At 38.2% G+C, this 23991-nt stretch carries 18 protein-coding genes; 14 read left to right on the forward strand and 4 right to left on the reverse strand.

What is annotated here, in order from left to right; translation table 11 throughout:
- Positions 1–69: 69 nt before the first annotated feature.
- From E7Z78_RS05180 to E7Z78_RS05215, 8 genes are all read left to right on the forward strand, one after another.
- Entirely contained in the window at positions 70–2667 is a 2598-nt protein-coding gene (locus E7Z78_RS05180; protein ID WP_303724113.1) for an OB-fold nucleic acid binding domain-containing protein, read from the forward strand.
- A gap of 27 nt (positions 2668–2694) precedes the next feature.
- On the forward strand, positions 2695–3630 hold the full coding sequence (gene radA, locus E7Z78_RS05185; protein ID WP_303724114.1) for a DNA repair and recombination protein RadA: 936 nt from the start codon (positions 2695–2697) through the stop codon (positions 3628–3630).
- 56 nt (positions 3631–3686) lie between these two features.
- Positions 3687–4592, forward strand: a complete 906-nt coding sequence (locus E7Z78_RS05190) for an AEC family transporter (protein ID WP_303724115.1) — start codon at positions 3687–3689, stop codon at positions 4590–4592.
- Between the two features lie 299 nt (positions 4593–4891).
- Entirely contained in the window at positions 4892–6880 is a 1989-nt protein-coding gene (locus tag E7Z78_RS05195) for a CoB--CoM heterodisulfide reductase iron-sulfur subunit A family protein (RefSeq protein WP_303724116.1), read from the forward strand.
- An 851-nt stretch (positions 6881–7731) separates the two neighbouring features.
- A complete protein-coding gene (locus E7Z78_RS05200) occupies positions 7732–8940 on the forward strand; it encodes an RNA-guided endonuclease TnpB family protein (RefSeq protein ID WP_303724117.1) in 1209 nt (402 codons plus the stop codon).
- A gap of 43 nt (positions 8941–8983) precedes the next feature.
- On the forward strand, positions 8984–9403 hold the full coding sequence (locus tag E7Z78_RS05205) for a hypothetical protein (RefSeq protein WP_303724118.1): 420 nt from the start codon (positions 8984–8986) through the stop codon (positions 9401–9403).
- Between the two features lie 107 nt (positions 9404–9510).
- Positions 9511–10779, forward strand: a complete 1269-nt coding sequence (gene glyA, locus E7Z78_RS05210) for a serine hydroxymethyltransferase (protein WP_303724119.1) — start codon at positions 9511–9513, stop codon at positions 10777–10779.
- Positions 10780–10785: 6 nt separating this feature from the next.
- Positions 10786–11478 (forward strand): dihydromethanopterin reductase (acceptor), encoded by a 693-nt coding sequence (locus E7Z78_RS05215; protein WP_303724120.1) that lies wholly within the window; start codon positions 10786–10788, stop codon positions 11476–11478.
- Here E7Z78_RS05215 and E7Z78_RS05220 read toward each other — a convergent pair.
- The 3 genes from E7Z78_RS05220 to E7Z78_RS05230 are packed head-to-tail and all read right to left on the reverse strand — an operon-like array spanning position 11464 to position 12585.
- A complete protein-coding gene (locus tag E7Z78_RS05220; protein ID WP_303724121.1) occupies positions 11464–11754 on the reverse strand; it encodes a DUF192 domain-containing protein in 291 nt (96 codons plus the stop codon). The two genes, E7Z78_RS05215 and E7Z78_RS05220, sit on opposite strands and share 15 nt — an antisense overlap.
- A gap of 59 nt (positions 11755–11813) precedes the next feature.
- Positions 11814–12479 carry a DsbA family protein gene (locus E7Z78_RS05225; protein WP_303724122.1) on the reverse strand — a complete coding sequence of 222 codons (666 nt, stop codon included), beginning with the start codon at positions 12477–12479 and terminating at the stop codon, positions 11814–11816.
- A complete protein-coding gene (locus E7Z78_RS05230; RefSeq protein WP_303724123.1) occupies positions 12457–12585 on the reverse strand; it encodes a hypothetical protein in 129 nt (42 codons plus the stop codon). The genes E7Z78_RS05225 and E7Z78_RS05230 overlap by 23 nt, the downstream gene beginning before the upstream one ends.
- Positions 12586–12923: 338 nt before the next feature.
- On the opposite strand from E7Z78_RS05230, the gene ileS reads away from it, so the two are divergent.
- The 4 genes from ileS to E7Z78_RS05250 all read left to right on the forward strand — a co-directional run bounded on the left by ileS (position 12924) and on the right by E7Z78_RS05250 (position 20701).
- Entirely contained in the window at positions 12924–16163 is a 3240-nt protein-coding gene (gene ileS, locus E7Z78_RS05235) for an isoleucine--tRNA ligase (RefSeq protein ID WP_303724124.1), read from the forward strand.
- Between the two features lie 10 nt (positions 16164–16173).
- Positions 16174–18312, forward strand: a complete 2139-nt coding sequence (gene purL, locus E7Z78_RS05240) for a phosphoribosylformylglycinamidine synthase subunit PurL (RefSeq protein WP_303724125.1) — start codon at positions 16174–16176, stop codon at positions 18310–18312.
- A 24-nt stretch (positions 18313–18336) separates the two neighbouring features.
- Entirely contained in the window at positions 18337–19554 is a 1218-nt protein-coding gene (glp, locus tag E7Z78_RS05245; protein ID WP_303724126.1) for a gephyrin-like molybdotransferase Glp, read from the forward strand.
- 109 nt (positions 19555–19663) lie between these two features.
- Positions 19664–20701: a site-2 protease family protein gene (locus E7Z78_RS05250; RefSeq protein ID WP_303724127.1), complete on the forward strand. Its 1038-nt coding sequence runs from the start codon at positions 19664–19666 to the stop codon at positions 20699–20701.
- A 32-nt stretch (positions 20702–20733) separates the two neighbouring features.
- Here E7Z78_RS05250 and E7Z78_RS05255 read toward each other — a convergent pair whose 3' ends face one another.
- Entirely contained in the window at positions 20734–21960 is a 1227-nt protein-coding gene (locus E7Z78_RS05255; protein WP_296874237.1) for an FprA family A-type flavoprotein, read from the reverse strand.
- Between the two features lie 278 nt (positions 21961–22238).
- On the opposite strand from E7Z78_RS05255, the gene E7Z78_RS05260 reads away from it, so the two are divergent.
- Complete coding sequence (locus E7Z78_RS05260; protein ID WP_369693467.1) at positions 22239–23273, forward strand: site-specific integrase; 1035 nt, start codon at positions 22239–22241, stop codon at positions 23271–23273.
- A 191-nt stretch (positions 23274–23464) separates the two neighbouring features.
- On the forward strand, positions 23465–23683 hold the full coding sequence (locus tag E7Z78_RS05265) for a hypothetical protein (protein ID WP_303724129.1): 219 nt from the start codon (positions 23465–23467) through the stop codon (positions 23681–23683).
- The last annotated feature ends 308 nt before the right edge of the window (positions 23684–23991 follow it).

Here is a 23991-nt window from a genome sequence, read left to right on the forward strand (position 1 = left end):
GCTCTCTCTAATACTTTATATACACTATGATTATAAAATTATAATTAACTTTTCTATGAGGGGTTTGGTATGCAAGAAAGAATATTACAAGAATATGAAAAAGTCAAAGATAAACTTTCTGAAGAAGAGTTCTTAGAAGAAATTGAGAAATTGAAAGCTGACAATGATGGAATAGATTTCATTGATGATTTTGGAGCTGCACAGATGGTTGTTCAAAATCATAATGGTGTCGACACATCCATTTTCGATCAAGTTGAAGAAACTTCAGCCAATGTGATGACTGACGAGCTGAAAGAGAAATATGATAAAGTCAGGGACCAAATTTCCGAAGAGGAATTCTTCCAAAGAATGGAAAAATTCAGACAACAGGAATCAGAAAATCCTTTCATGACCGATGACGGCCTTGCAGATATGGTTGTCGGTGAATTGATTACTGAAGAAGTGGAAGCAATCACCAGTGAAATGGATGATGACGTTAAACCAATAGAAGACATTGAAAAAGGAAGCAGAGACGCTACCGTAGCCGGTAGGGTAATTTCAATATCCAATCCAAGATCATTCAAAACACGTAAAGGACAAAGCGGAGAGGTATGCAACCTTCAGCTTAAGGACAACACTGGTGAAATCAGGGCTGTTTTCTGGACACAAAACATGAAACTTCTTAAAAACGTCAATGAAGGTGATGTCATACAAATCAAGGGTGTGGACGTTAAGGAAGGATACACAGGTCTTGAAGCCAACTTAAGGCCAAGGTCAAGCGTAGTCCACATAGACGATGACCCTTCAAGATTCCCTGCTTATGAGGAAAACATCACAGACATCGTTGACATCGAACCTGAAACCAAGGTCAATATCATTGCAAGAATCGTTAGAATTCCAACAATCAGAACATATGAGAAAAATGGAAAAGAAGGACAAGTTGCATCCCTTGAACTGCAGGACGGTTCAGGACAAATCTCTTATACATTATGGAATAAAAACGTTGAGCTAATCAAGGATTTAGGCCTTGAAGATGGAGATACTGTTAAAATCCTTCAGGCTCAAGCACGCAGCAGGCCAAACAGGGACGGCGAAGATGAAATTTCCCTGACCCATTGGGACGGAAGAATAATCAAAGGGGACTTCGATGTTCCTGAATTCGAACAGGAATTCTCACCAATCGGAGACTTGAGCGAACAAAGGGATGTTTCAATCATCGGTATCGTTTCAAAACTCCAGGACATCAAGGTGTTCACCAGAAAAACCGATAACACAGAAGGAAAATTAAGAAACTTTGATGTTAGGGACACTACAGGAGACATCAGGGTGACAGTATGGGGCGATGACACCTCACTTCCTATAAACAAAGGGGACATTATCAAAATTATCGGCGGAGACGTGCGCTTTGACGAATACACTGAAAGCCAATACTCCATGAACACTAATTTCAATACTCAAATTACTATTAACCCACAAAACCTATCAATCGAGCAATTGGATGAGCTGGAAGAATTAAGACAAGACCTCCATCCAACCCCAATAGGAGAAGTCGAATTGATGGATGATGACGGAATAGAAATAGACATTATCGGAAGGATCCTATCCCTTGAAGACATCAGGGAATTCCAAAGGGATGACGGTGAAGTCGGTCAAGTCAGATCAGCAATGATTGCTGATGAATCCGGTAAGGTAAGATTATCATTCTGGAATGAAAAGGCTCAAGGCGCTTATGCAGTGGGTGAAGCATACAGAATTGAAAATGCAAGAACCAGAATGGGATTGTATAGCGTAGACTTGAACGTTGGAGGAGCTGCAAGGATTATCAGATTATCTGAAGAGGAAGCATCCGCAATGTTCATTCCTAAACTGGAAACATTGGAAAAAGCACTTTACGATAAAATCAGCATCGATGAAGTCGAAGAGGATGAAAATGACAAAATCATCATCGGTAGAGTCATTGAAATATTCGAGCAACGCACATTTGAAAGGGATGACGGTGAAGGACTTGTAAGAAATATAGAAATCGCTGACGATACAGGTTCAGTCGTAGTTGTTCTCTGGAATGATGATGCAAACAAGGAATTTGAATTAGGCCAAGCAATCAAATTACAAAACCCTCGTTTCAGATACAATGACAGAACCAATCGTGTAGAAGCTAGCGTTTCTAGTTCCACAACCATTCTAGAGCCAAGTGAAAGCGAACTGGAAAAATTACCTTCATTGGATGAACTAATGGAAATGATTTTCACACAAAAATCCATTGAGTCATTATATGAGGACGACACTAATGTTCACATCATTGCAAAAATCGAAGAGGTTGGCGTAGACAGAACATTACTTAGAAGATGTCCAAACTGTCGTGCTGGCGTTGAAGAAAGTGAAGATGAATATGTATGTGACAATTGTGGATATGTCTTTGACGAACCTGCTTACACATTCATGATTCCTGTAAGGGTTGATGATGGAACAGGATCTATCCAGGCCACATTCTTTGATAACTTGGCTGAGGAATTAAGTGGAATGACAAAAGAAGAGGTTATTTCCACCATTGAAGATGGATATGGTGTTGATGAAAAACTTCAAGACTTAATCGGATACACAATTGAATTTATTGCTAATGTTAACTTTGATGAATATAATGAAACAAATAGGTTAAATCCTAAGAAATTTTTGAAAAAATACATTTAAATGAAAAATAGGTAAGGAATGATTATTATGGTCGAATTAAGTGATTTACCAGGTGTTGGAGAAAAAACAGCAGAAAAATTAAAAGACGCAGGTTTCGCTGACATGATGAGATTGGCAACCGCTACTCCAAAGGAATTGTCAGTTAAAGCAGAAATCGGTGAAGGTGTTGCAGAAAAAGTTATTGAAGCTGCACGTAGAGCAGAAAACATCACTTTTGAAACTGCATTAGAAGTAGACGAAAGAAGAAAAGACGTTGGACACATCACTGTCGGAAGCCAAGAATTCAACGATTTAATCGGTGGTGGAATCGAAACCCAATCCATAACTGAAGTGTTCGGTGAATTCGGATCAGGTAAAAGTCAAATCTCCCATGAATTGGCTGTTACTGTTCAATTGCCTGAAGAACGTGGAGGACTCGATGGTGAATGTGTATTTGTAGACACTGAAAACACTTTCCGTCCAGAAAGAATCAGACAAATTGCTGAAGGATTCGAATTAGACAATGAAGAAGTCTTAAGCAGAATTCATGTTGCACGTGCATTCAACTCCGCTCACCAAATCCTCATGGTTGACAAAATCAACGAACTCATCCAAAGTGGAGTTAATGTTAAATTGGTAATTGTAGATTCATTGATGGCTCACTTCAGGGCAGAATATGTCGGAAGGGAGTCCTTAGCTGTAAGGCAACAAAAATTGAATCAACATTTACACTCACTCCAGCAAATCGCTAACACTTACAATGTTGCAATCTTTTTAACCAACCAAGTGCAAGCTAAACCGGATTCCTTTTTCGGAAGTCCTACCAAAGCTATTGGTGGTCACGTTTTAGGACACGCTTCCACTTACAGAATCTGGCTCAAAAAAGGTTTGGCTGGAAAAAGAATCGCACGTTTAGTGGATTCCCCTCATTTGCCTGAAGGTGAATGTGTATTTAAAATTACTAGCGAAGGTATCGTTAGTTAATTTTACCTTCTTTTTTTCATAACTTTTTTATACTTTTTTTTATTAATATTATATCTATGAGCGCTATTGAAGTTACTATTTTATCAATCATCATAATGATTGGTCTTGGATATTTCCTAAAAAGAATCGATTTTTTAAGTGAGAAGGATATAGATCCATTCAATAGGATAGTAATGTATATTCTGATGCCCTGCATGATTTTCCACGCAATCTATTCTGCAGACATGTCATTGCTTCCAAAACTGGGGGTCCTGCCTTTTGTTATCCTGGCATCATCCCTTGCAACAGGAATAGTTTCATATTTCATATTGAAACAACTTAACCTTGATGACATACAGTTGTGGAGTGTTCTGGTCACTGTAATGATAGCGAACACTGCCTTTATGGGCTATCCTGTCAATTTGGGTATTTATGGTCAGGATGGATTTTTAAGGGCGATATTCTGTGACATAGCCACATTATGCATTTTCCTGATGTTGTCATGCGCGTTGATTTTGAAATTCGGAGGAACTGTCAAGACCGCTGTGAGAAAGATTGCCTTTTTCCCGCCATTGTGGGCGGTTGTTTTGGGATTGGTTTTCAACTTCTTAAACATTCCAATTGGCGCTGTTGTTGACAATACTGTGAATTATCTTGGCCAGGGGGCCATTCCGTTGATTATGATTGCATTGGGTTTGTCAATTGACTTTACAGCATTGTCCAGAAGCAAGTCAATGATTGTATTTACTTCAATCATGAAATTGGCGTTTTTCCCATTTGTTGCATTTATCATTGCCACTCAAATAGGCTTGGTTGATCTTCAGTATAGCGTTTCGATTGTCGAGGCCGCAATGCCTTCAGGCATGCTGTCATTGTTGCTTGCAATCACATACAAGCTTGACTATGAACTGACTTCCGACTGCATATTAATCAACACTGTAATCTCTTTGATTACACTTCCGGTCATTATCATGTTGATTTAGTTTAAAAATTGAAAATTTCAACTAACCTAAATTTATTATTTTATCAAAAAATAATGATTATGGTTTATTTTGATTTATAATCTTTAATTAAGCTTGATTTTCAAATTAAAGCTATTTTTAAAAAGATTTTCATTCATCATATATAAACTTTACTCCAAGTATTTTATAGAAACCTTTATAAGTGTGTATTTACTACATATGTATATCTAATACTATGTAAAATTTTACTAACTATTTTTAAAATTGCAATTTTTTATATATATTAGATATTTTTCACGACTTGTACAAGGTGAATTAATATGGCAGAAGATATAAATAATAACGAAGAATTAAGGATAGGTGTTTACGTCTGTCACTGTGGTGTAAACGTTGGTGGAGTAGTAGACTGTCCTAGCGTAGCTGAATACGCTAAGAGTTTACCTAATGTTGTACACGCAACAGACTACAAATACATGTGTTCCGACCCTGGTCAAGCAATGATCCAAGAGGACATCAAAGAGAAAAACTTAAACAGAATTGTTGTAGCAGCTTGTTCCCCTCGTCTTCACGAACCTACTTTCCGTAGATGCGTAGAAGAAGCAGGATTAAACAAATTCTTATTTGAATTTGCTAACTTAAGAGAACAAGACTCCTGGGTACACATGAACGAACCAGAAGCAGCTACCGAAAAAGCAAAAGACTTAACCCGTATGGCAGTTGCAAAAGCTAGATTACTCGAACCTTTAGAAGCAACTAAAGTACCAGTAGATAACAAAGCATTAGTTATCGGTGGTGGAGTAGCTGGTATCCAAACTGCATTAGACTTAGGTGACATGGGATTCAAAACCTACATGGTAGAAAGAAACCCAACCATTGGTGGACGTATGGGACAATTAGATAAAACATTCCCAACTCTCGACTGTTCAATGTGTATTTTAGCACCTAAGATGGTAGACTGTAACAAACACGAAAACATCGAATTAATTTCTTACGCAGAAGTTAAAGAAGTAGACGGTTACATCGGAAACTTCAAAGTAACTGTAGAGAAAAAACCTAGATACGTAGACGAAGATTTATGTACTGGATGTGGAGCATGTCAAGAAGCTTGTCCTATCGAAATACCTAACTACTACGACGAAGGTGTCGGTATGGTAAAAGCTGCATACATCCCATTCCCTCAAGCTGTACCATTATGCGCTACAATCGACAAAGACTACTGTATCGAATGTAACTTATGTGTACAAGCATGTGGACCAGACGCAATCGACCACAACCAACAACCTCAAGAAATTGAATTAGAAGTTGGTACTATCGTTGCTGCAATCGGTTACGACCCATTCGACCCATCCGGAATTTACCAATACGGATACGGACGTTACTCTAACGTAATTACCGCTATGGAAATCGAAAGGATGATCAACGCATCCGGTCCTACCGGTGGTCACGTAATCAAACCTTCCGACGGTATTGAACCAGAACGTGTAGCATTCATCCACTGTGTCGGTTCCAGAGATGAACAAATCGGTAAACCATACTGTTCCAGAGTATGTTGTATGTACTCCATGAAAAACGCTCAATTATGTATCGACCACGAACCTGATACCAAAGTAACCTGTTACTACATGGATATCCGTTCCTTCGGTAAAGGATACGAAGAGTTCTACAAAACATCTCAAGAAAAATACGGTATTGAATTTATCAGAGGTAAACCAGCTCAAATCTTCGAAAACGACGATTTAACCTTAACTATCAGAGCAGAAGATACTTTACTCGGAAAAGTAACTGAATACACTTACGATTTAGTTGTATTAAGTGTAGGTCTCGAACACTCCGCTGGATCTGACGAACTCAGACAAACCTTAGGTCTCTCCAGATCTGCAGACGGATTCTACATGGAAGCTCACCCTAAACTCAGACCTGTTGACACCTTAACTGACGGTGTTTACATTGCTGGTGTAGCACAAGGTCCTAAAGATATTCCTGACTCCGTAGCACAAGGTTCAGCTGCAGCATCCAGAGCAGCTATCCCAATGGCTAAAGGAGAAGTAGAAATCGAACCTATTATTGCATCTAACGATGAAACCGTTTGTGGTGCTTGCCAAGTATGTGTAGAATTATGCCCATTCGACGCTATTTCTATCGCAACTGGTGTAGGTGGAAAAGAATTTGCACAAATTAACTCCGCATTATGTAAAGGATGTGGTACTTGTGTAGGTGCATGTCCATCTGGTGCTATGAACCAACAACACTTCAAAACCGAGCAAATTATGGCACAAATCAGTGCTGCTCTTGAAGACATAGGTAAATAGATTTAGAGATTTAATTTCTCTATTTCTTTTTTTCTTTTTTTTAACAACACTTTTTTAAAACAATTTTTTTTTATTCTAACTTCTATTCTATTCAATTTTCATTAAAATTTGTTTAAAATAAGCATTTTCTATTATTTATCTGAATCAATATTGATTTTCATTGGTACATAGCTTTTTAAATAATTCTGCACTAAATATCTTTGGTTAACCTATGAAAGCTTTTGCCAGCTTAAATTAAATCATTCCATAACATTAATAGGTGATTATTTTGAGTAGAAAAACGGAATTGTTATTAATTTTAATTATTACATTTCTTCAACTCATCACCAAACTAATAAAGTAGAATAATCAGTGGTTGAATGTAAAAAAATCCAAAGTTTTAGAATTTCCTTTGGTTGGTTTTTTGCTTTCATTGATACGTATCAAAAATATTATATAATGTTAAATGTAAAATTAGAATTGTACAATAAAGTTGATTATTACTTTATTTGTATAATGTTATGGAATTTAGTATGAAGTTAGATTTCATTTCTAACTTTATATTAATCTTAAAGCTATTTTTTTGCGATAATTACTAACTTTAATTAATTGGTCATAATTATATAACTATTGTTATTAGAGGAAATAAGATGAGGGACAATCCGAAAATACTTTTATCTTAGTAGTGCAAGAATACCATGACGTCTTTTAAGTCGTGGATGAATTGCACAAACATAGGTATGAACATAAGTTTATTAGTAACCAAATGCTCTCTCGGCATTATATTTTATATCTTATGTGATAATATTATTATTGTGTGTTTTTTCAATTTGAAAAAATTGTAAAAAAAACGCATTGGATGTGAGTTTCATATGTTTTCTGAGTATAATCTTGTTAATAAAGGTATTGTGGTTAAATTATATCCTGATGAAAGTATGAAGGATAAAATTAATCAAAATATTAATAACGCCAGATTAACTTGGAATAAATTATTAGAAGAATATCAGGAAACATTTGAATTGTTTAAACAACAAGGATACACAAAGTTACAATGCAATCAGAAAACATTCAATACAATGTTGAACATGTTGAAAACACAATATCCCTTCTTGTATGAAAGTGAGTCAAGCAGCCTACAACAGGTCTATCGTGACCTAATAACTGCATTTAATAGATTCTTCAACAATACATCCGATTATCCTAGATTCAAATCCAAAAAGAATCCAAAACAAAGTTTCAGAATACAAAACAACAATAATATCAAAATACAAGACAATACAATTGTCTTACCAAAACTAGGAAAAGTACATTACAGAACCAGCACCCATTATAAAAGATTACTAAAAGAATCTAAAATAAACAATGTAACCATTAAAAAGGAGCACGGTCACTTTTATGCAGTTTTCAACATCGAAACCGAAGTAGAGACAATGGATTATACTTATAAGAGCGTGGGAATTGATCTTGGTATGAGAACATTAGCAATCCTCAGCAACGGACTAAAGATAACCAATTTAGACACGACACATGAGGAAAAAATGATTAAAAAATACCAAAAAAGCCTATCACGAAAAAAATACAACAGCAACCGCTACAACAAAACACTAAAAAAACTAGGCAAATGGATACAAAGAAAAAACAACCGCATAAAAGACGCATACCACAAATTAAGCAACTACCTAGTCAAAACATACGACCTAATCTGTATGGAAACACTAGACATACAAAAAATATTCGAAGAAACCGATTATAGCAAAAAACTACAGAATATCAGCTGGTACAAGTTAGTGGAAATGATAAAATACAAATGCGAATGGTACGATAAAATATTCGTCCAAATAAGCCAATGGTACCCATCCAGCAAAAATTGTCACGTATGCGGATACTACAACAAAGACTTAGGCGATGAAAAAAAATGGATCTGCCCACACTGCCAAACACAACACGACAGAGACATAAACGCCGCCAAAAACATAGAACAAAAAGGATTCAGACTTCTTAGTGAAAAAAATAAGATGAACCTCAGGGACTGGGGGGATAGCACGGTAATACTACTTTCGTGGGAAAGTACTTGCCCGTGAAGTAAGAATCCTCGACCTCATTAAGGTCGAGGTAGTTCAAGGATTGTTCTCAATATTCGGTACATGGCTTGGCGGAAAACTGATCTTCAAAAAAGACAAGGCCACACTAATAATATTTCAGATAGTCTGTGCAGCAGTTTTTGTTTGCATGTATTTCTCAGCACACTTCCTGATTCCTATTTTGATACTGGTCCTGATATTCGGTGTGCTTGACGGAATGGGCTACAATCTCATCCAGTACATTGAAACATCCGTCCTGCCGGACAGTCCCGAGCTTGCCAATGGTGTTTTTTTGAGTGTTTTGAATGGTGGAATAGCAATAGGAATCGCTATTGGAGGATTTCTGGTTGACGGCTTTGGTGTAATGTCAATATTCACATTTGGAACAGCATTCCTGCTCATTGCATTGGTGATGCTCGTTTATGTAATCCTGATTTTAAGGATTGATTTGAAATACAGTTAGTGAAAATAATTTAGTTCTTTTTAGTTTTTTGTTAAATATTCATAACTCTTATATTATAAGATAAACAAAAATTAAATCATAAATATATTGGATATTTAGGTGAGTAAATGACTAATTATCATGACGAAATTTTAAAGTTTGAAGAAATTGCAAAAGAACATACTCAATACATGAGAAACAGTGTCAATTTAATCGCTTCCGAAAACGTTACCAGTGTAGAGGTAACAGAAGCATTAGCAACTGATTTCGCACACAGATACGCAGAAGGTCAAGCATTCGAAAGATTCTACGAAGGATGCCAATATGTCGATTTGGTTGAAGACATGACCAAAAAGCTTTCATGCAAAGTCTATGACTGTGACTATGCAAACGTACAGCCAGTATCCGGAGTAACCGCTAACCTTGCAGCATTCTTTGGTTTTGCAAAACCTGGTGAAAAGGTAATGGCATTGGAAGTACCTTCAGGAGGTCACATTTCACACGCAGACGTAAGTGCAGCAGGTATCCGTGGACTCAAAACAGTTTTCCATCCATTGGATAAAAACGTGATGAACATTGACATTGACGCAATGAACAAGAAAATCCTTGAGGAAAAACCAAAAATCGTATTGTTCGGAGGAAGCTTATTCTTATTCCCACACCCAATCAAAGAAGCACGTGAAGCTGCTGATGAAGTCGGCGCAACTGTAATGTATGACGGTGCACACGTATTGGGTCTTATTGCAGGTGGACAATTCCAACAACCTCTTAAAGAAGGTGCAGACCTGATGATGGGAAGTACCCACAAGACATTCCCAGGTCCACAAGGTGGAATTATCCTCTCACACAAGGAAAACGAGGAAATCATCGACAATGCAGTATTCCCTGGTGTAGTCAGCAACCACCACTTGCACCACCTCTTAGGTTTAGGTATCGCAACTGCTGAAATGCTTGAGTTCGGTGAAGCTTACGCTAAACAAACAATCAAAAACGCACAAGCATTAGGTCAGGCAATGTATGAATTAGGCTTTGACGTTTTATGTGAAGATTTAGGATTCACCCAATCCCACCAAATCGCTGTGGACTTAAGCTCCATTAGATCAGCATCCGATATCGCTAAGGAATTGGCTGACAATAACGTGATTCTAAACAAGAACCTCTTGCCTGGTGACGACAGGGACAACTCCGATGATCCTTCAGGTATCCGAATAGGTACTCAGGAAATTACCAGAAGAGGATTGAAGGAAAAAGAAATGAGTGAAGTAGCTGAATTCATCAAACGTGTAGCTGTTGATAAGGAAAACATCGCTGATGAAGTTGCTGAATTCATGAACCAGTACACTACACTCGATTACGCATTCTCAGACAGAGACGCTTACGAATATCACAGATTATAGATTAAAATGAGAATAGCCTTCGCATTTACTGGAGCCGGTCATTTACTTCGAGAATCAGTGCAAGTTGCCCTAAAACTTGCTAAAGAGCATGAAGTCACTGTTTTCCTATCAGGTGCAGCGGAAGAAGTCCTTAAGATGTATGGACTTTATGAAAGCGTTGTTAACATCACTGGTGGAAAATACAGGGAATTGGCCACTGATTCCAACCAGAAATTTTCATATCCAATCACAGGCCGTTTGTCATTAGGCAAATACGACCTGTTAATAGTCTCACCGGCTACAGCAAATACCGTTTCAAAAATAGTCTATGGAATAGCGGACACACTTGTTACAAATGCAGTGGCTCAAGCAGGTAAAGGAGCTGTTCCTGTCTATATGGTGCCTGTGGATATTCATCCGGGGCCAATAGATACTGTCCTTCCTTCAAAAATGGAATTGTCAAAATGTGAAGGATGTGACGATTGCGTTGCAGCCCTTGTATGTGAACAGGGAGCCATTATTCCACATTCAGAGATAGACCTGACAAAATGTATAGGCTGTGGCTTGTGCAGAAATTCCTGCCCGAATGATGCAATATCTGAAGGCAAAATCATTACAATCTACATGCGGGACATTGACATTGAAAACACCCGCAAGCTTGAAAGCATTGATGATATAAAAATATTCGAAAATCCGGAAGATATTTTAGATAAGATCTAAACTATCTCCTATTTCTAATTTTAACTTATTTTTTTTAGTTTCCAGAATATATGCAGCCCGTTTTTTTGGCTTGTAGAATTTCCATGGCTTTAAGCTAACCTTATCATATATTATCTTGTTTTTATCGAGGAAATATATGTCAATCTCGAATCTCATGAACATGGTGTGGATTGACGAGTCTGTGAGGTTTGTGAACAATAAAGTGTCCTCAAAGTCTTTTTTGCCCATAAGTCCCTTAAAGCGTTTAAAAAAAGTGTCTGCAAGTATGATTTTCATATAATTATGGTTATAATCATTAATATTTAAGTTTTTAACAATTAGAATGCAATATTGACTTAGATGAATGATTTTGACTGGATTTCACCGTTGATGAGGTCTTCAATTGCAATCCTGAAGTCTTCCTTTTCGAATGCACCGGGTATGATTAATTGATCGTCAGAACTGTTCAGGATATAGAGGGGTATTGACTCGACACCCATTTGTATGGCGTCCTCCTCGTCGATTTGAACCTCGAAGCTGTAGGATTCGCCTTCAAGAAAATTCCTGATTTCCTTTTCATCCAGACCCAGTTCATTGGTTATTTCAACAAGCACATCAGTATCGGCTATAATCTTGTTTTCAACAAAATTGGCATGATAAATTTTTAAAACGACTTCCATGGCTAGTTCAGGGTGTTTGTTTTGTATGTATTTGACCAGCCTGTGGGCTTTTCTTGATGATGTCAGTTGAATGTCCTGGTAGTTCATTTCAAACCCGTCTTCATGGGCTATTTTTTCCAGTTCAATGATTTTCTCTTCGGCTGTTTCAGGTGTCAGGCCGTATTGCAGGATGTTTTGGGTGATTATTGAACCGGTTGGAGTGTCGAATATGGTGGGATACAGTTCAAATGGTTTCATTTCCCATTCAACTTCAACATCCACTTCATTCGATGCCTTTTTCAGGCGATGAATACCTATATAGGAGTTTGGACAGTTGAAGTCACTCCAGTGTTTTATCTTCATGTTCTTTCTCTTTTTTGGCTTTTTTGTCATTTTTATAAATCTTGTAGAGTTTCATCATGTTGTCTACGAGTTTAAAAAGTGAATTGTATTTTCTGTGGAAGCTCATGTTTAAATATTTCAAGATAATCTTATATGTAATGTTTGGTTTGACATTACCATTCGAATTTCCAAATTCAAAGTTAATTTCCAAATTGATATATATCCCATTTTTCATTCAAATTCAAAATCAACTATCCATTTTGTTAATGTAAATTCCAATTAAAATAATGTGACTTTGACTTTCAACTGTTAAAATAAATTAGTGCAAATTCATTTAAATTAAACTTAAATTGCTTTCCATTTTTGGAATTTTGGCCATTATCATAACCTTTATTTATTATCTAAAACAAAAAGATACATATTATAAATTAATAAATACATTGATTATAATTTTGAGGAGTTACAATGCCAATAAAAGAGGCTGACAAATCATACGACCACGATAAGATAGAAAAGAAAGTTCAGAAATTCTGGAAGGAAGAAGAGACTTTCGCAAAAGTAAATGAACTAAGAGAAAAAGGACCTAGATACTCATTTTTAGATGGTCCACCATACTGTAGCGGAAAAATCCATTTGGGTACAGCATGGAACAAGATCATCAAGGATTCCTACCTTAGATACAAATCCATGAACGGATTCAGCTTAAGAAGACAAGCCGGTTGGGACATGCACGGTCTTCCAATTGAAAACAAGGTTGAGCACATCATGGGAATCCAATCCAAACAGGAAATCGAGGATGAAATAGGAATCGACAAGTTCGTCGACAAGTGTAAGGAATTCGCAATCGAAAACAAGATTGCAATGGAACAGGAATTCGACCAATTGGGTGTTTGGATGGACTGGGAAGACCCATACATGACATTAGACCCTAAATACATGGAATCCTCCTGGTGGATGCTTAAAAGAGCAAACGAACAGGACCTTCTTTTAAACGACCAAAGGGTTATCAGCTGGTGTCCTCACTGTGGAACCGCACTTGCGGCAGCTGAAATTGAATATGAGGAAAAAGAAGATCCATCCATCTACATTAAATTCCCTGTAACCGGTGAAAAGGACACTTACTTCCTGGTTTGGACAACCACTCCATGGACATTGCCTGCAAACCTTGCGATTTGTGTAAATCCTGAATTCGATTACAATTACGTTTCAAAAGATGGCGTCACCTACATCATAGCTGAAAACCTGATGGAAGACGTGCTTGGTAAACAAGTCAAAATCCACAGGACCAAAATCCCTGCTGAAAACGATGATGAGGAAGACCAAGTCATTGAAGAAAAAGAAGTGATGTATGAAGTCATCAAAACAGTCAAAGGTGAAGACTTACTTGGAATGAGCTATGACTATATTTTGGCTGACGAGATTCCAAAACAAATGGAATTCGACGCTGAAATCGAAAAGGTACACACTATTTTACCAGGAGACCACGTAGAGCTTGGCGAAGGTACCGGTCTAGTACACACAGCACCAGGACACGGTCCGGACGACTTTGAAGTTGGACACGCTCACGGATTGCCAATATTCTGTCCGGTAGGTGAAGACGGATGCTTCACTGAAGATGCAGGAAAATACGATGGAAAGTTCACCAAGGAAGAAAACCAACAAATCATCGATGATTTGGAAGCTAAAAATTTAATGTATCGTGCAGAAACCATTGAGCACAGATACGGGGTCTGCTGGAGATGCAAAACCCCTATCATCTACCGTGCAACCAAGCAATGGTTCCTTAAAGTAACCGACATTAAAGATAAGATGCTTGATGAAATCGACAAGGTCGAATGGGTACCTAAATGGGCCGGTGAAGGCAGATTCCATGACTGGGTGGACAACGCCCGTGACTGGACAATTTCAAGGCAAAGATACTGGGGTATTCCAATACCTATTTGGGAATGTCCTGACTGTGGAGAGCTAAAGGTAATAGGCTCACTGAATGAATTAAAAGAAGAATCCTTAAATGAAATCAATGTAACAGACTCAGAACTAATCCACAGGCCATATGTAGACCAAGTCGAAGTAAAATGTGACAAATGCGGAAGTTCAATCAAAAGAATCCCTGACGTACTGGACGTATGGATCGACTCCGGTGTGGCCGGATGGGCATCACTCTACTACCCAGAGGAAAAGGAAAAATTCGAGGACTGGTTCCCATATGACTTCATCACAGAAGGTCACGACCAAACCAGAGGATGGTTCTACTCACAACTCGGAACCGGTGTCATATCAATGGGTCAAAGCCCATATAAAAAGGTACTGATGCACGGATTCGTACTTGACGAGCACGGAAACAAGATGTCCAAATCATTAGGAAATGTTGTTGCACCTGAAGAGGTCATTGAAAAATACGGTGCGGACGTCTTAAGGTTCTACCTCTTATGGGCTTCAAAACCATGGGACGACCTCAAGTTCGTTTGGGAAGAACTTTTAAACATCAACAAGATGTTCAACATCCTATGGAACGTTTACGTATTCTCAACAACCTACATGTCACTTGACGAGTTCAACCCAATCGGATTGACCAAAGACGACATGATTCTACGTTCAGAAGACAAATGGATTATTTCAAAGGCTAACAGTTTAATTAAAGATGTTGCTGAAGACCTTGACAACCTGTTCTTCCACAAGGCAACACGTAAAATCAACAATTTCATACTTGAAGACTTAAGCCGCTGGTATGTAAGGCTCATCCGTGGAAGAACCTGGGTGGAAAGCGATGACCCTGATAAATTAGGAGCATACTATAGCCTATACACAGCACTTGTCAAGTTAATCACAGTATTATGTCCAATAGCACCTCATGTATCAGAGGAAATCTATGAAAACCTTGTAAAAGGAGTTAATCCTGAAGCTCCTGAAAGCATTCACATGCTCGACTGGGGATATGATGAGGAAGATATAGACGAGGAGCTTGAAGCTAAAATGGATGTCGCACGTGAAGTGATTGAAGCATCCATCAGGGCAAGGGACATGGCACAATACAAACTCAGATGGCCAGTATCAGACATCACCGTCGTATCAGAAGATGAGGATGTCCTCAAAGCTATTGAAGAGTTAACAGACATCATTAAAGACCAATCAAATACCAAGGATGTCATATGCGCCAGCGAATTCGAGAAACTCTCATACAATGCAAAACCAAACCTTAAGATACTCGGACCAAAACTCAAGGGAGACATGGGAAAAGTAGTTAAAGGTTTAAAAATGGCTGACGGAAATCAAATCAAAGCAGACCTTGAAGCAAACGGCACAGTAACCATTGAAGGAATCGAACTGAACTCAGAAGAAGTGTTGTTTGACTCAGAATTGCCAGATGATTTCGTTTCATCAGAGTTTGAAGGCGGAAACGTGTTCGTGAACACCAATGTAACATTGGAAATCAGGCAAGAGGCAATGGCACGTGAATTCATAAGAAGGGTTCAGGACATGAGAAAGGACATGGACCTTGATGTTGAGGCAAACATTGATGTAATCGTGGAAACATCAACCGAGTTCAAGGACTTGATCGTGCCTCAATCAGAAGTGATTTCTCATGAGATAAGAGCACGCAGCCTAGTGATTTGCGACACTGAACAATGCAGCAGCGACGATAACGATTATACCAAAGAATGGGATATAGAAGGGGATAAGGTAATTATCTCCATTAAAGACTAAGGGTGTTAAAATGACTTTAGAAGATTCTGAAATTAAATATATTGAAGGAATCCTAGGAAGGGAAATGAACGAATTGGAAGAAGGAATGCTTGACGTTATGTTTTCAGAACACTGTTCCTACAAAAGCAGCAGGCCATTCCTAAGGGCATTCCCAACCGAAGGAGAAAACATTATCTTAGGTCCTGGTGACGATGCAGGACTTGTAAGCGTAACAGACAAATATGCACTAGCCGTTGGAATGGAATCTCACAACCACCCATCAGCTATTGAACCTTACGGAGGGGCAGGTACAGGTATCGGTGGAATATTGAGAGACATCATTTCCATGGGAGCAATGCCAATAGCACTCTTGGACTCACTCAGGTTCGGACCTATCGAGGATGAAAAATCCAAATACCTCTTTGAACATGTCGTAAAGGGAATTTCCGATTACGGAAACCGTGTAGGTGTACCGACCGTTGCAGGTGAGATTGAATTTGACGAATCATTCAGAACAAACCCTTTAGTCAATGTAATGTGTGTAGGGCTTGTTGAAAAGGACAAGATTGTCCGTGCACAGGCACCAAACATTGGCGACGTATTCCTCCTTATGGGTGGAACAACAGGACGTGACGGAATTCACGGTGTGACATTCGCTTCAGAAGAATTGACATCCGATTCCGAAACCGAAGACAGGCCAGCTGTACAGGTGGCAGATCCGTTCACCAAAAAAAGAGTTCTTGAAGCATCACTTGAAATCCTTGAAAAAATCAACGTCAGCGGTGTTAAGGACTTAGGTGGAGGAGGTCTTACATGCTGTATTTCAGAACTAGTTGATTCATCCAAAAACGGAGCTTTAGTAGATTTAAGAGCTATTCCATTAAGGGAAACCGGAATGACTCCTTATGAAATCATGCTTTCAGAATCCCAGGAAAGAATGGTTTTCGTCATCAATCCAGATGATGTTGAATTGGCACAAAAAATCTGTGACAAGCACGAAATCACCTCATCCGTCATCGGTGAAGTAATTGAGGGAAACAACATGATCATTTCAGATGAAGGGGATGAAATCGCAAATTTACCAACCATTTTACTTGCTGATCCACCTTCAATCGACAGGCCATTGGCTGAAATCCCTGAAGACACTGAAAAAATCGAGCTTAAGGAACCTCCAATCAAGGATTCAGTACCAAAACTCTTATCCAGTCCTAACATTGCATCAAAGGAATGGGTCTACAAGCAATATGACCATGAGGTTCAGGTAAGAACAGTCGTTAAACCTGGTGATGATGCAGCGGTTTTAAGAATCGATGAAAACACTGCAATTGCACTTACCACAGACTCAAACACTATACACACCAAACTCTCCCCATTCGATGGGGCAGCAGGATGTGTTGCAGAGGCAATCCGTAACGTGATTTCAATGGGAGCAACCCCATATGCGGTTGTTGACTGTTTAAACTTCGGAAACCCTGAAACTCCTGAAATCCTCTGGCAGTTCAAGACAGCCATTGAAGGAATGAGTCTGGTTGCTGAAAACTTCAATGCACCTGTCATCAGCGGTAACGTAAGTTTCTACAATGAGACTGAAGGAATCAAAATCAACCCAACACCAGCTGTAGGTGTAATCGGTGTTGAAGACATTGAAAACATCAGAACCCTTGACTTTAAAAACGAAGGGGATAAAATCCTATTAATCGGTAAGACTTACGATGAATTAACAGGATCTGAATATCACAGATGCATCCACAATCTTGAAAAAGGAACCGCTCCAAGAATCAGAATCGAGGAAGAAGTGGCTAACGGTCAGACAGTTCTTGATTTAATCTCAAATGATAAGGATAAAAACATCACAGCAGTCCATGACGTATCCGCAGGAGGACTTGCAGTTGCATTATCCGAAATGGTTATCAAATCAGGTCTTGGATGCGAAGTCACCTTAAAAGATGATGAATTGGATAAAATACAATTGTTATTCTCTGAAAGCCATGCAAGATACCTCTTGACAGTCAAGGCTGATGCGGTTGACGATATCCTATCACAAATCGACGTTCCTGTTGAAGTGATTGGGGAAGTTAAAGGCACTTCATTAAATGTCAATGGCCATGAATTTACCTATGAAGATTTAAACAACTCATACCATGGAGTAATCGAAAAGTACATGGTATAGGTAAGCTTGGGGGAGTTTTTACACATGTTTTTATCTAAACTAGATTCATTAGGCAATGCTGTAAAGTTAATCGAGGATAATCAGAAGTACACAGACATTGAGGAAATTCCTATCGGTGAGGCTCACAAAAGGGTGTTGGCGGAAGACGTCATGGCATTTCATGACTCCCCACCTTTTGACAAGTCAGCAATGGATGGGTTTGCATTAATTGCAGAAGACACTTTCGGAGCATCCAATTCCGCTCCTAAGCAATTAAGGATAGTTGATGCTATTGGTGCAGGGGATTTCTCATCCAAAACAGTTAATCAAAACGAGGCTATTGTGATAGCAACCGGTGCTCCAATTCCAGACGGGGCTAATGCGGTTTTGATGAAGGAGTACACCACAACCGAGGGTGATGATTTAACAATATATTCTCAGGTAACACCTGGGGAAAACGTCTCCCCTAAATCAGAGGATATCAAAAAGGGTCAGAAAATCTTAGATAAGAACACTTTCATAAGATATCAGGAACTGGGCTTGATTGCCTCAGCGGGTTATGATACCGTTAAGGTCTATAAAAAGCCTAAGGTAATGCTTATCATTACTGGAAATGAACTTGTCGAGCCGACAAAAGAGGAAATCGACAAGGCAAAAATCATCAATTCCAATCAGTTCACCATCAAGGCAATGGTTGAGGATTCCGGTGCGGAATGTGACATTGTTCATGCGGGAGATACCTTTGTTGAGGTTAAAAAAGCGGTTTCAGAGGCTTCAAGGGATTATGATGTTATCATGACTACAGGGGGAACAGCCATCAGTAAGGGTGATGTTGTCCTTGATGTGGTTGATGATTTGGGTGAAATCCTATTCCATGGTGTTGCAATTAGGCCTGGAAAGCCTGCAGGTGCAGGTATTGTTAATGGAAAAATGATTTTCACACTTTCAGGTCAGCCTGTTGCTGCAATGTCTCAGTTTGACATGTTCGCTAGGAAATATCTCTTTGAAATGCAGGGAAGATCATTTGATTTCCATATTGTTAAGAGAACCTCCCAGCTTAAGATACCTTCCCAATTGGGTAGAACAGATTTCATACGTGCGGTAACTGATGACGTTAACGCTAAGCATGTGCTTAACAGGGGTTCCGGTATCATTCGCTCAATGGTTGAGGCAAACAGCTATATCATCATTGACGAGAATGATGAAGGATACCAAAAGGACGATATAGTTGATGTAGTCCTTTTCGATTCACTACTTTGGTAGGGGAAGTGTTATTTTAATGAATGGCATTTATTATTATTTGATAGCTTTTGTTATCATCTGGGTATTGGTCGCAGTTTTCCATGAGAAACTTTCAACTCATGGGGTGGAGATGAATTTTCCAGTCATAATGTGGAGAACCCAACGCCTCAGGGGACTGATATCCGGAATTTCTAATTTTTCACCAAGATTCTGGAGATGGTACATGAATCTTGGAATTGTCGTGGCCTTTGGAGCCATGATTTTCATCACATGGACGCTTGTATCCACTTTACCGACGGTTTTCGACACACCGTCAGTGTCAATCATCATTCCAGGCGTGGAGATGCCCGGCTCATCAATCTACATTCCATTTGTCTATGGTCTGATAGCCTTGGCGACAGTTCTTGTGGTTCATGAGTTTTCCCACGGTATCCAGTCCGTTGGGGAAAAGATTTCAATCAAGTCAATAGGATTATTGCTCTTTGCAATCATTCCAGGTGCATTTGTGGAGCCTGATGAGGAGGAATTGAAAAACGCCAAGAGATCCTCAAGGCTGAGGGTGTATGCAGCCGGATCTGTTGCCAACATTACACTGGCATTGATTGCAATGCTTCTAATTTCACTGATTTCAATGGGAATACCTGCCTTTTTTGATGAGAACGGTATTGAAATAGATAGAATAGTCAGTGATTCACCGTCTGACGGAATCCTGAAGGAAGGAATGATTATAGAGTCAATAAACAATGAAAAAGTAAACGATTCCGAGTCTTATGTCAATATTGTAGGGTCATTCCATCCGGGGGACAATGTATCGGTTCAAACAGACCAGGGAACATATAATGTGGTTCTTGATAAGAATCCAAATAATGAGTCAGTCGGATTTTTCGGAATACAGGCAAGCAAACACTTTGAAATGATAAACAATAGTCTCGGCCCAATACCTTGGGTGTTGTTCGAGCTTCTTGAGCTTTTCCAATGGGTTGCGATGCTTAACCTTGGAATTGGATTATTCAATTTGCTCCCGTTAAAGCCATTGGATGGCGGCTACATGCTTGAGATACTCCTGAGCTATAGGTTGTCCGAAGAGCATTACAAGCCAATCGTGAATGCCTTGTCAGTTGTTATGGCAATGATAATAGTGTTCAGCCTGGTTGCCGGCTTTTTATAAAAAAAGTAAGAAGAAAGAATGTGTAATTCTTTCTATAATTCTTTACATGCTTGAGCTAATTTTTTACCTAACTCGTAGCTTGCTTCGTCTTCATCAGCGGTTGGCACAAAGTAGATTTCTTGTGTGTCAACAATATCGAATCCGCAGTTTCCTAATTCTTCAGCGAGTTTTGCAGGAGCTCCTCCTCTTCCACCCATTGAACCGAAGGTAACAGCTTTTCTTTCGATACCGGTTCTGTTGAAGAGTAATCCTTTTAAGTAGTACATGATGTCCCCGATACTTGGGTATGGTACATCGTTGATTGTTGGGTCTCCAACAGCAATACCTTTACTGGTTAAGATACTTTTAACGATTTCTGATCTTTCATCTTCGTGTAAGAAGAAGATTTCCACATCATAACCTTCACTCATTGCACCTTCAGCAATTTCGTGAGCCATTTGTTGGGTTGAGTAGTGCATGGTATCGTAGATGATTGTGATTTTGTCTTCACATACACCGGTAGCCCAGTTTTGGTAAGCTCCGATAATTTGCATTGGGTCGGTCCAGATTTGACCGTGGGATGGTGCAATCATTTTGATTTGATCAAGTAATCCTAATTCCACTACTTCGTTTAGTTTTTTGAGAACTAATTTGGAAAGCGGAGTGATTAGGTTTGCGTAGAACTTTTGAGCAGCATCCATAAGGATGTTTTCTGGGATTTCATCAGAGAATCTTTTGGTGAAACATAAGTGTTGACCAAATGCATCGTTAGGGAATAAAATACCGGTTTCATCAGCAAGTAAAGTGAACATGCTGTCAGGCCAGTGTAAGAGGAATGCGTCGAGGAACGCTAAGGTTCTTCCACCAACATCGAGGCTGTCACCGGTTCCGACGGTGATGAATTCAGCGCCTTCTAAAGATGGGTAGTGTTTTAACAATCCTTTAACTGCAATTTCGGTACAGTAGATTGGTGCTTCAGGGAATCTTTTGTGTAAGTCCACTAATACACCGGAGTGGTCTTTTTCCACGTGGTTTTGAATGATGTAGTCAACTTTGACGTCTCTTCCTTCTTGTGCGAAAGCATCGTCGATACGAGCCATCATTTCTTTTGTTTTACCAGGGTAAGCATTATCGATTAATGCAACTTTGTCTTCACCGAAAACGAGGTAAGCGTTGTAGGTGGTTCCGTCTAATGTGTAACCGTGATATGTTCTTAAGTCCCAATCGAGTACACCGATCCAGTATACTCCATCAGCTATTTTTTGAGCATTAGCTTTCATTTTTAAATCTCCTTAATTTCAATTCATTTATTTATGAATTGTTATTATTTTAATCATTATTTTATATATAGTTTTGTTTTATACGAACAGTTTATATTGTTCGCATGCTTATTACTTCTCAACTGCTCTCTCTCAAGATATTATACATATGAAAAATAGAAGTGATTAGTATGATGAATGACGAGCTATTAAGAAATATGTCAATAACCTGTAACCACTCTGAGGGGACAGCGTTGAATTATGTACATGCTCTTAGAAAGTACTGTGACTATTTTGATATGGAACTTAAAGACTTTCTTAAAGAAGCAGAAGAAGATGAGAACAATGGAGTAAAATGGAAACATAGTCGATTAAAAGCAAAATTAGTTGAATATAGGCACCATATGATGCAGGGATACGCTTTTAGCTCAGTGAAAAAAGAAATGAACTGCATTAAATTTTTCTACAAATTCTATGACATTGAGGTAATGGATCTGCCTAAAGTTAATGAAAAAGCCATTAAGAAATCAGCTCCAATATACTTTAAAGATTTACCGGATAAGGAAGTAATCAGAGAAGCTTTTAAAATAGCATCTCCTATGATGAAAGCCGTAATACTATTCGGTTGTTCTAGTGGTTGCGCTAGAGCCGAAACATTGAGCTTGACAGTTGGAGATTACATTGATGCTTTGTCTGATTATTTACCAAGCAGGAACATGGATATTTTTAAAGTAATTGATTATCTCAATGATGTTGATGATATTGTTCCAACCTTCAGTATTTTGAGGAAAAAAACAAACAAATATTATCTCACATATTGCAGTCCTGAAGCCGTAAAAGCTATAAACGCATATCTGTTGATTCGTGAAAAACCACTAACTAATGAAAGTCCATTATTTGATATTAGCCGCACACACCTTGTGAGATTATTTGAAGACATTAATGATACTTTAGGTCTTGGAAGGGTTGGCCCATATCGTAGATTCAGAACCCATATGCTCCGTAAATTTCATGCAAGCGCATTATACAATGATGGTATGAGCATAGACAAGGTTAATGATTTACAGGGCAAAGCCAAAAACAAAACAGATGCTGCATATTTCCTGACCAATCCTGAAGATTTAAAATTCGAATATATCGAGCATCTTTCAGCGGTAACAATCAACATTGATGTTGAAAAGCTATCTATCAAATCTCCTCAGTTCATCCAAATCGAAAGAGAAAATGAAACATTAAAATCCGAAGTGGGTGACATGAGAAAAGAACTTGATGAGATGAAAAAACTGAAAAAAGAATTTTATGATATTATTGAAAAGGTCGGAGGCCAATCATAATATCATATAAGTAAAATAGCGATAGCATTTGGCACTGGGTAATATGTGTTGAATGCTATCAATATTAATTATCTATTTTTTTTTAAATTTTTTTCTAATAATTATCCCATTAATTTATTACTAATTTTATATAAATAATATAATAAAAATTATAATAACAAATCATATAAAATTTAAACGATAGTGATTATATGGGACTTACAGATTATATTAAAACCAGATTATTGAATAATCGTGTAGAACAGTACAATACTAAACGTAGCTATTGGGGTGAAGATGAAAGGCAACCTCGAACTGACGGAATAAACACTGGCCTTGATCTTGTAGATGCACTACCTCTAGTAATTAATAAAACTATATCTAATGCACGTTATGTGGTAAAACTTGCATATACCCTTCAGGTATTTTGAAAAATGGAATGAAAAATTAATGTGTTAACTAAAAGTAAGAAATCGGATTTTCGATTACTTACCACTTTTCCGTGGACAATTTATAGAATAATGTATTGTCATCACCAATTATAAAATTTTGCTTTTTGTTTTCAACAAGTTTGGATATTCATAAAAACATAAAGAACATAAAAAAATTTTATGATTCTTATGTTTCTTATGTTTTCATTAATCAATAGAGGTTTTCATAACCAATTTCTTAATGGAAAATATTCAGTGTTAACGTAAACATTCTACCTGATTTTCGATTTCATTAATTAAACATTTTT

This window comes from Methanobrevibacter thaueri (genome assembly GCF_015062915.1).
Lineage (GTDB): Archaea > Methanobacteriota > Methanobacteria > Methanobacteriales > Methanobacteriaceae > Methanocatella > Methanocatella thaueri_B.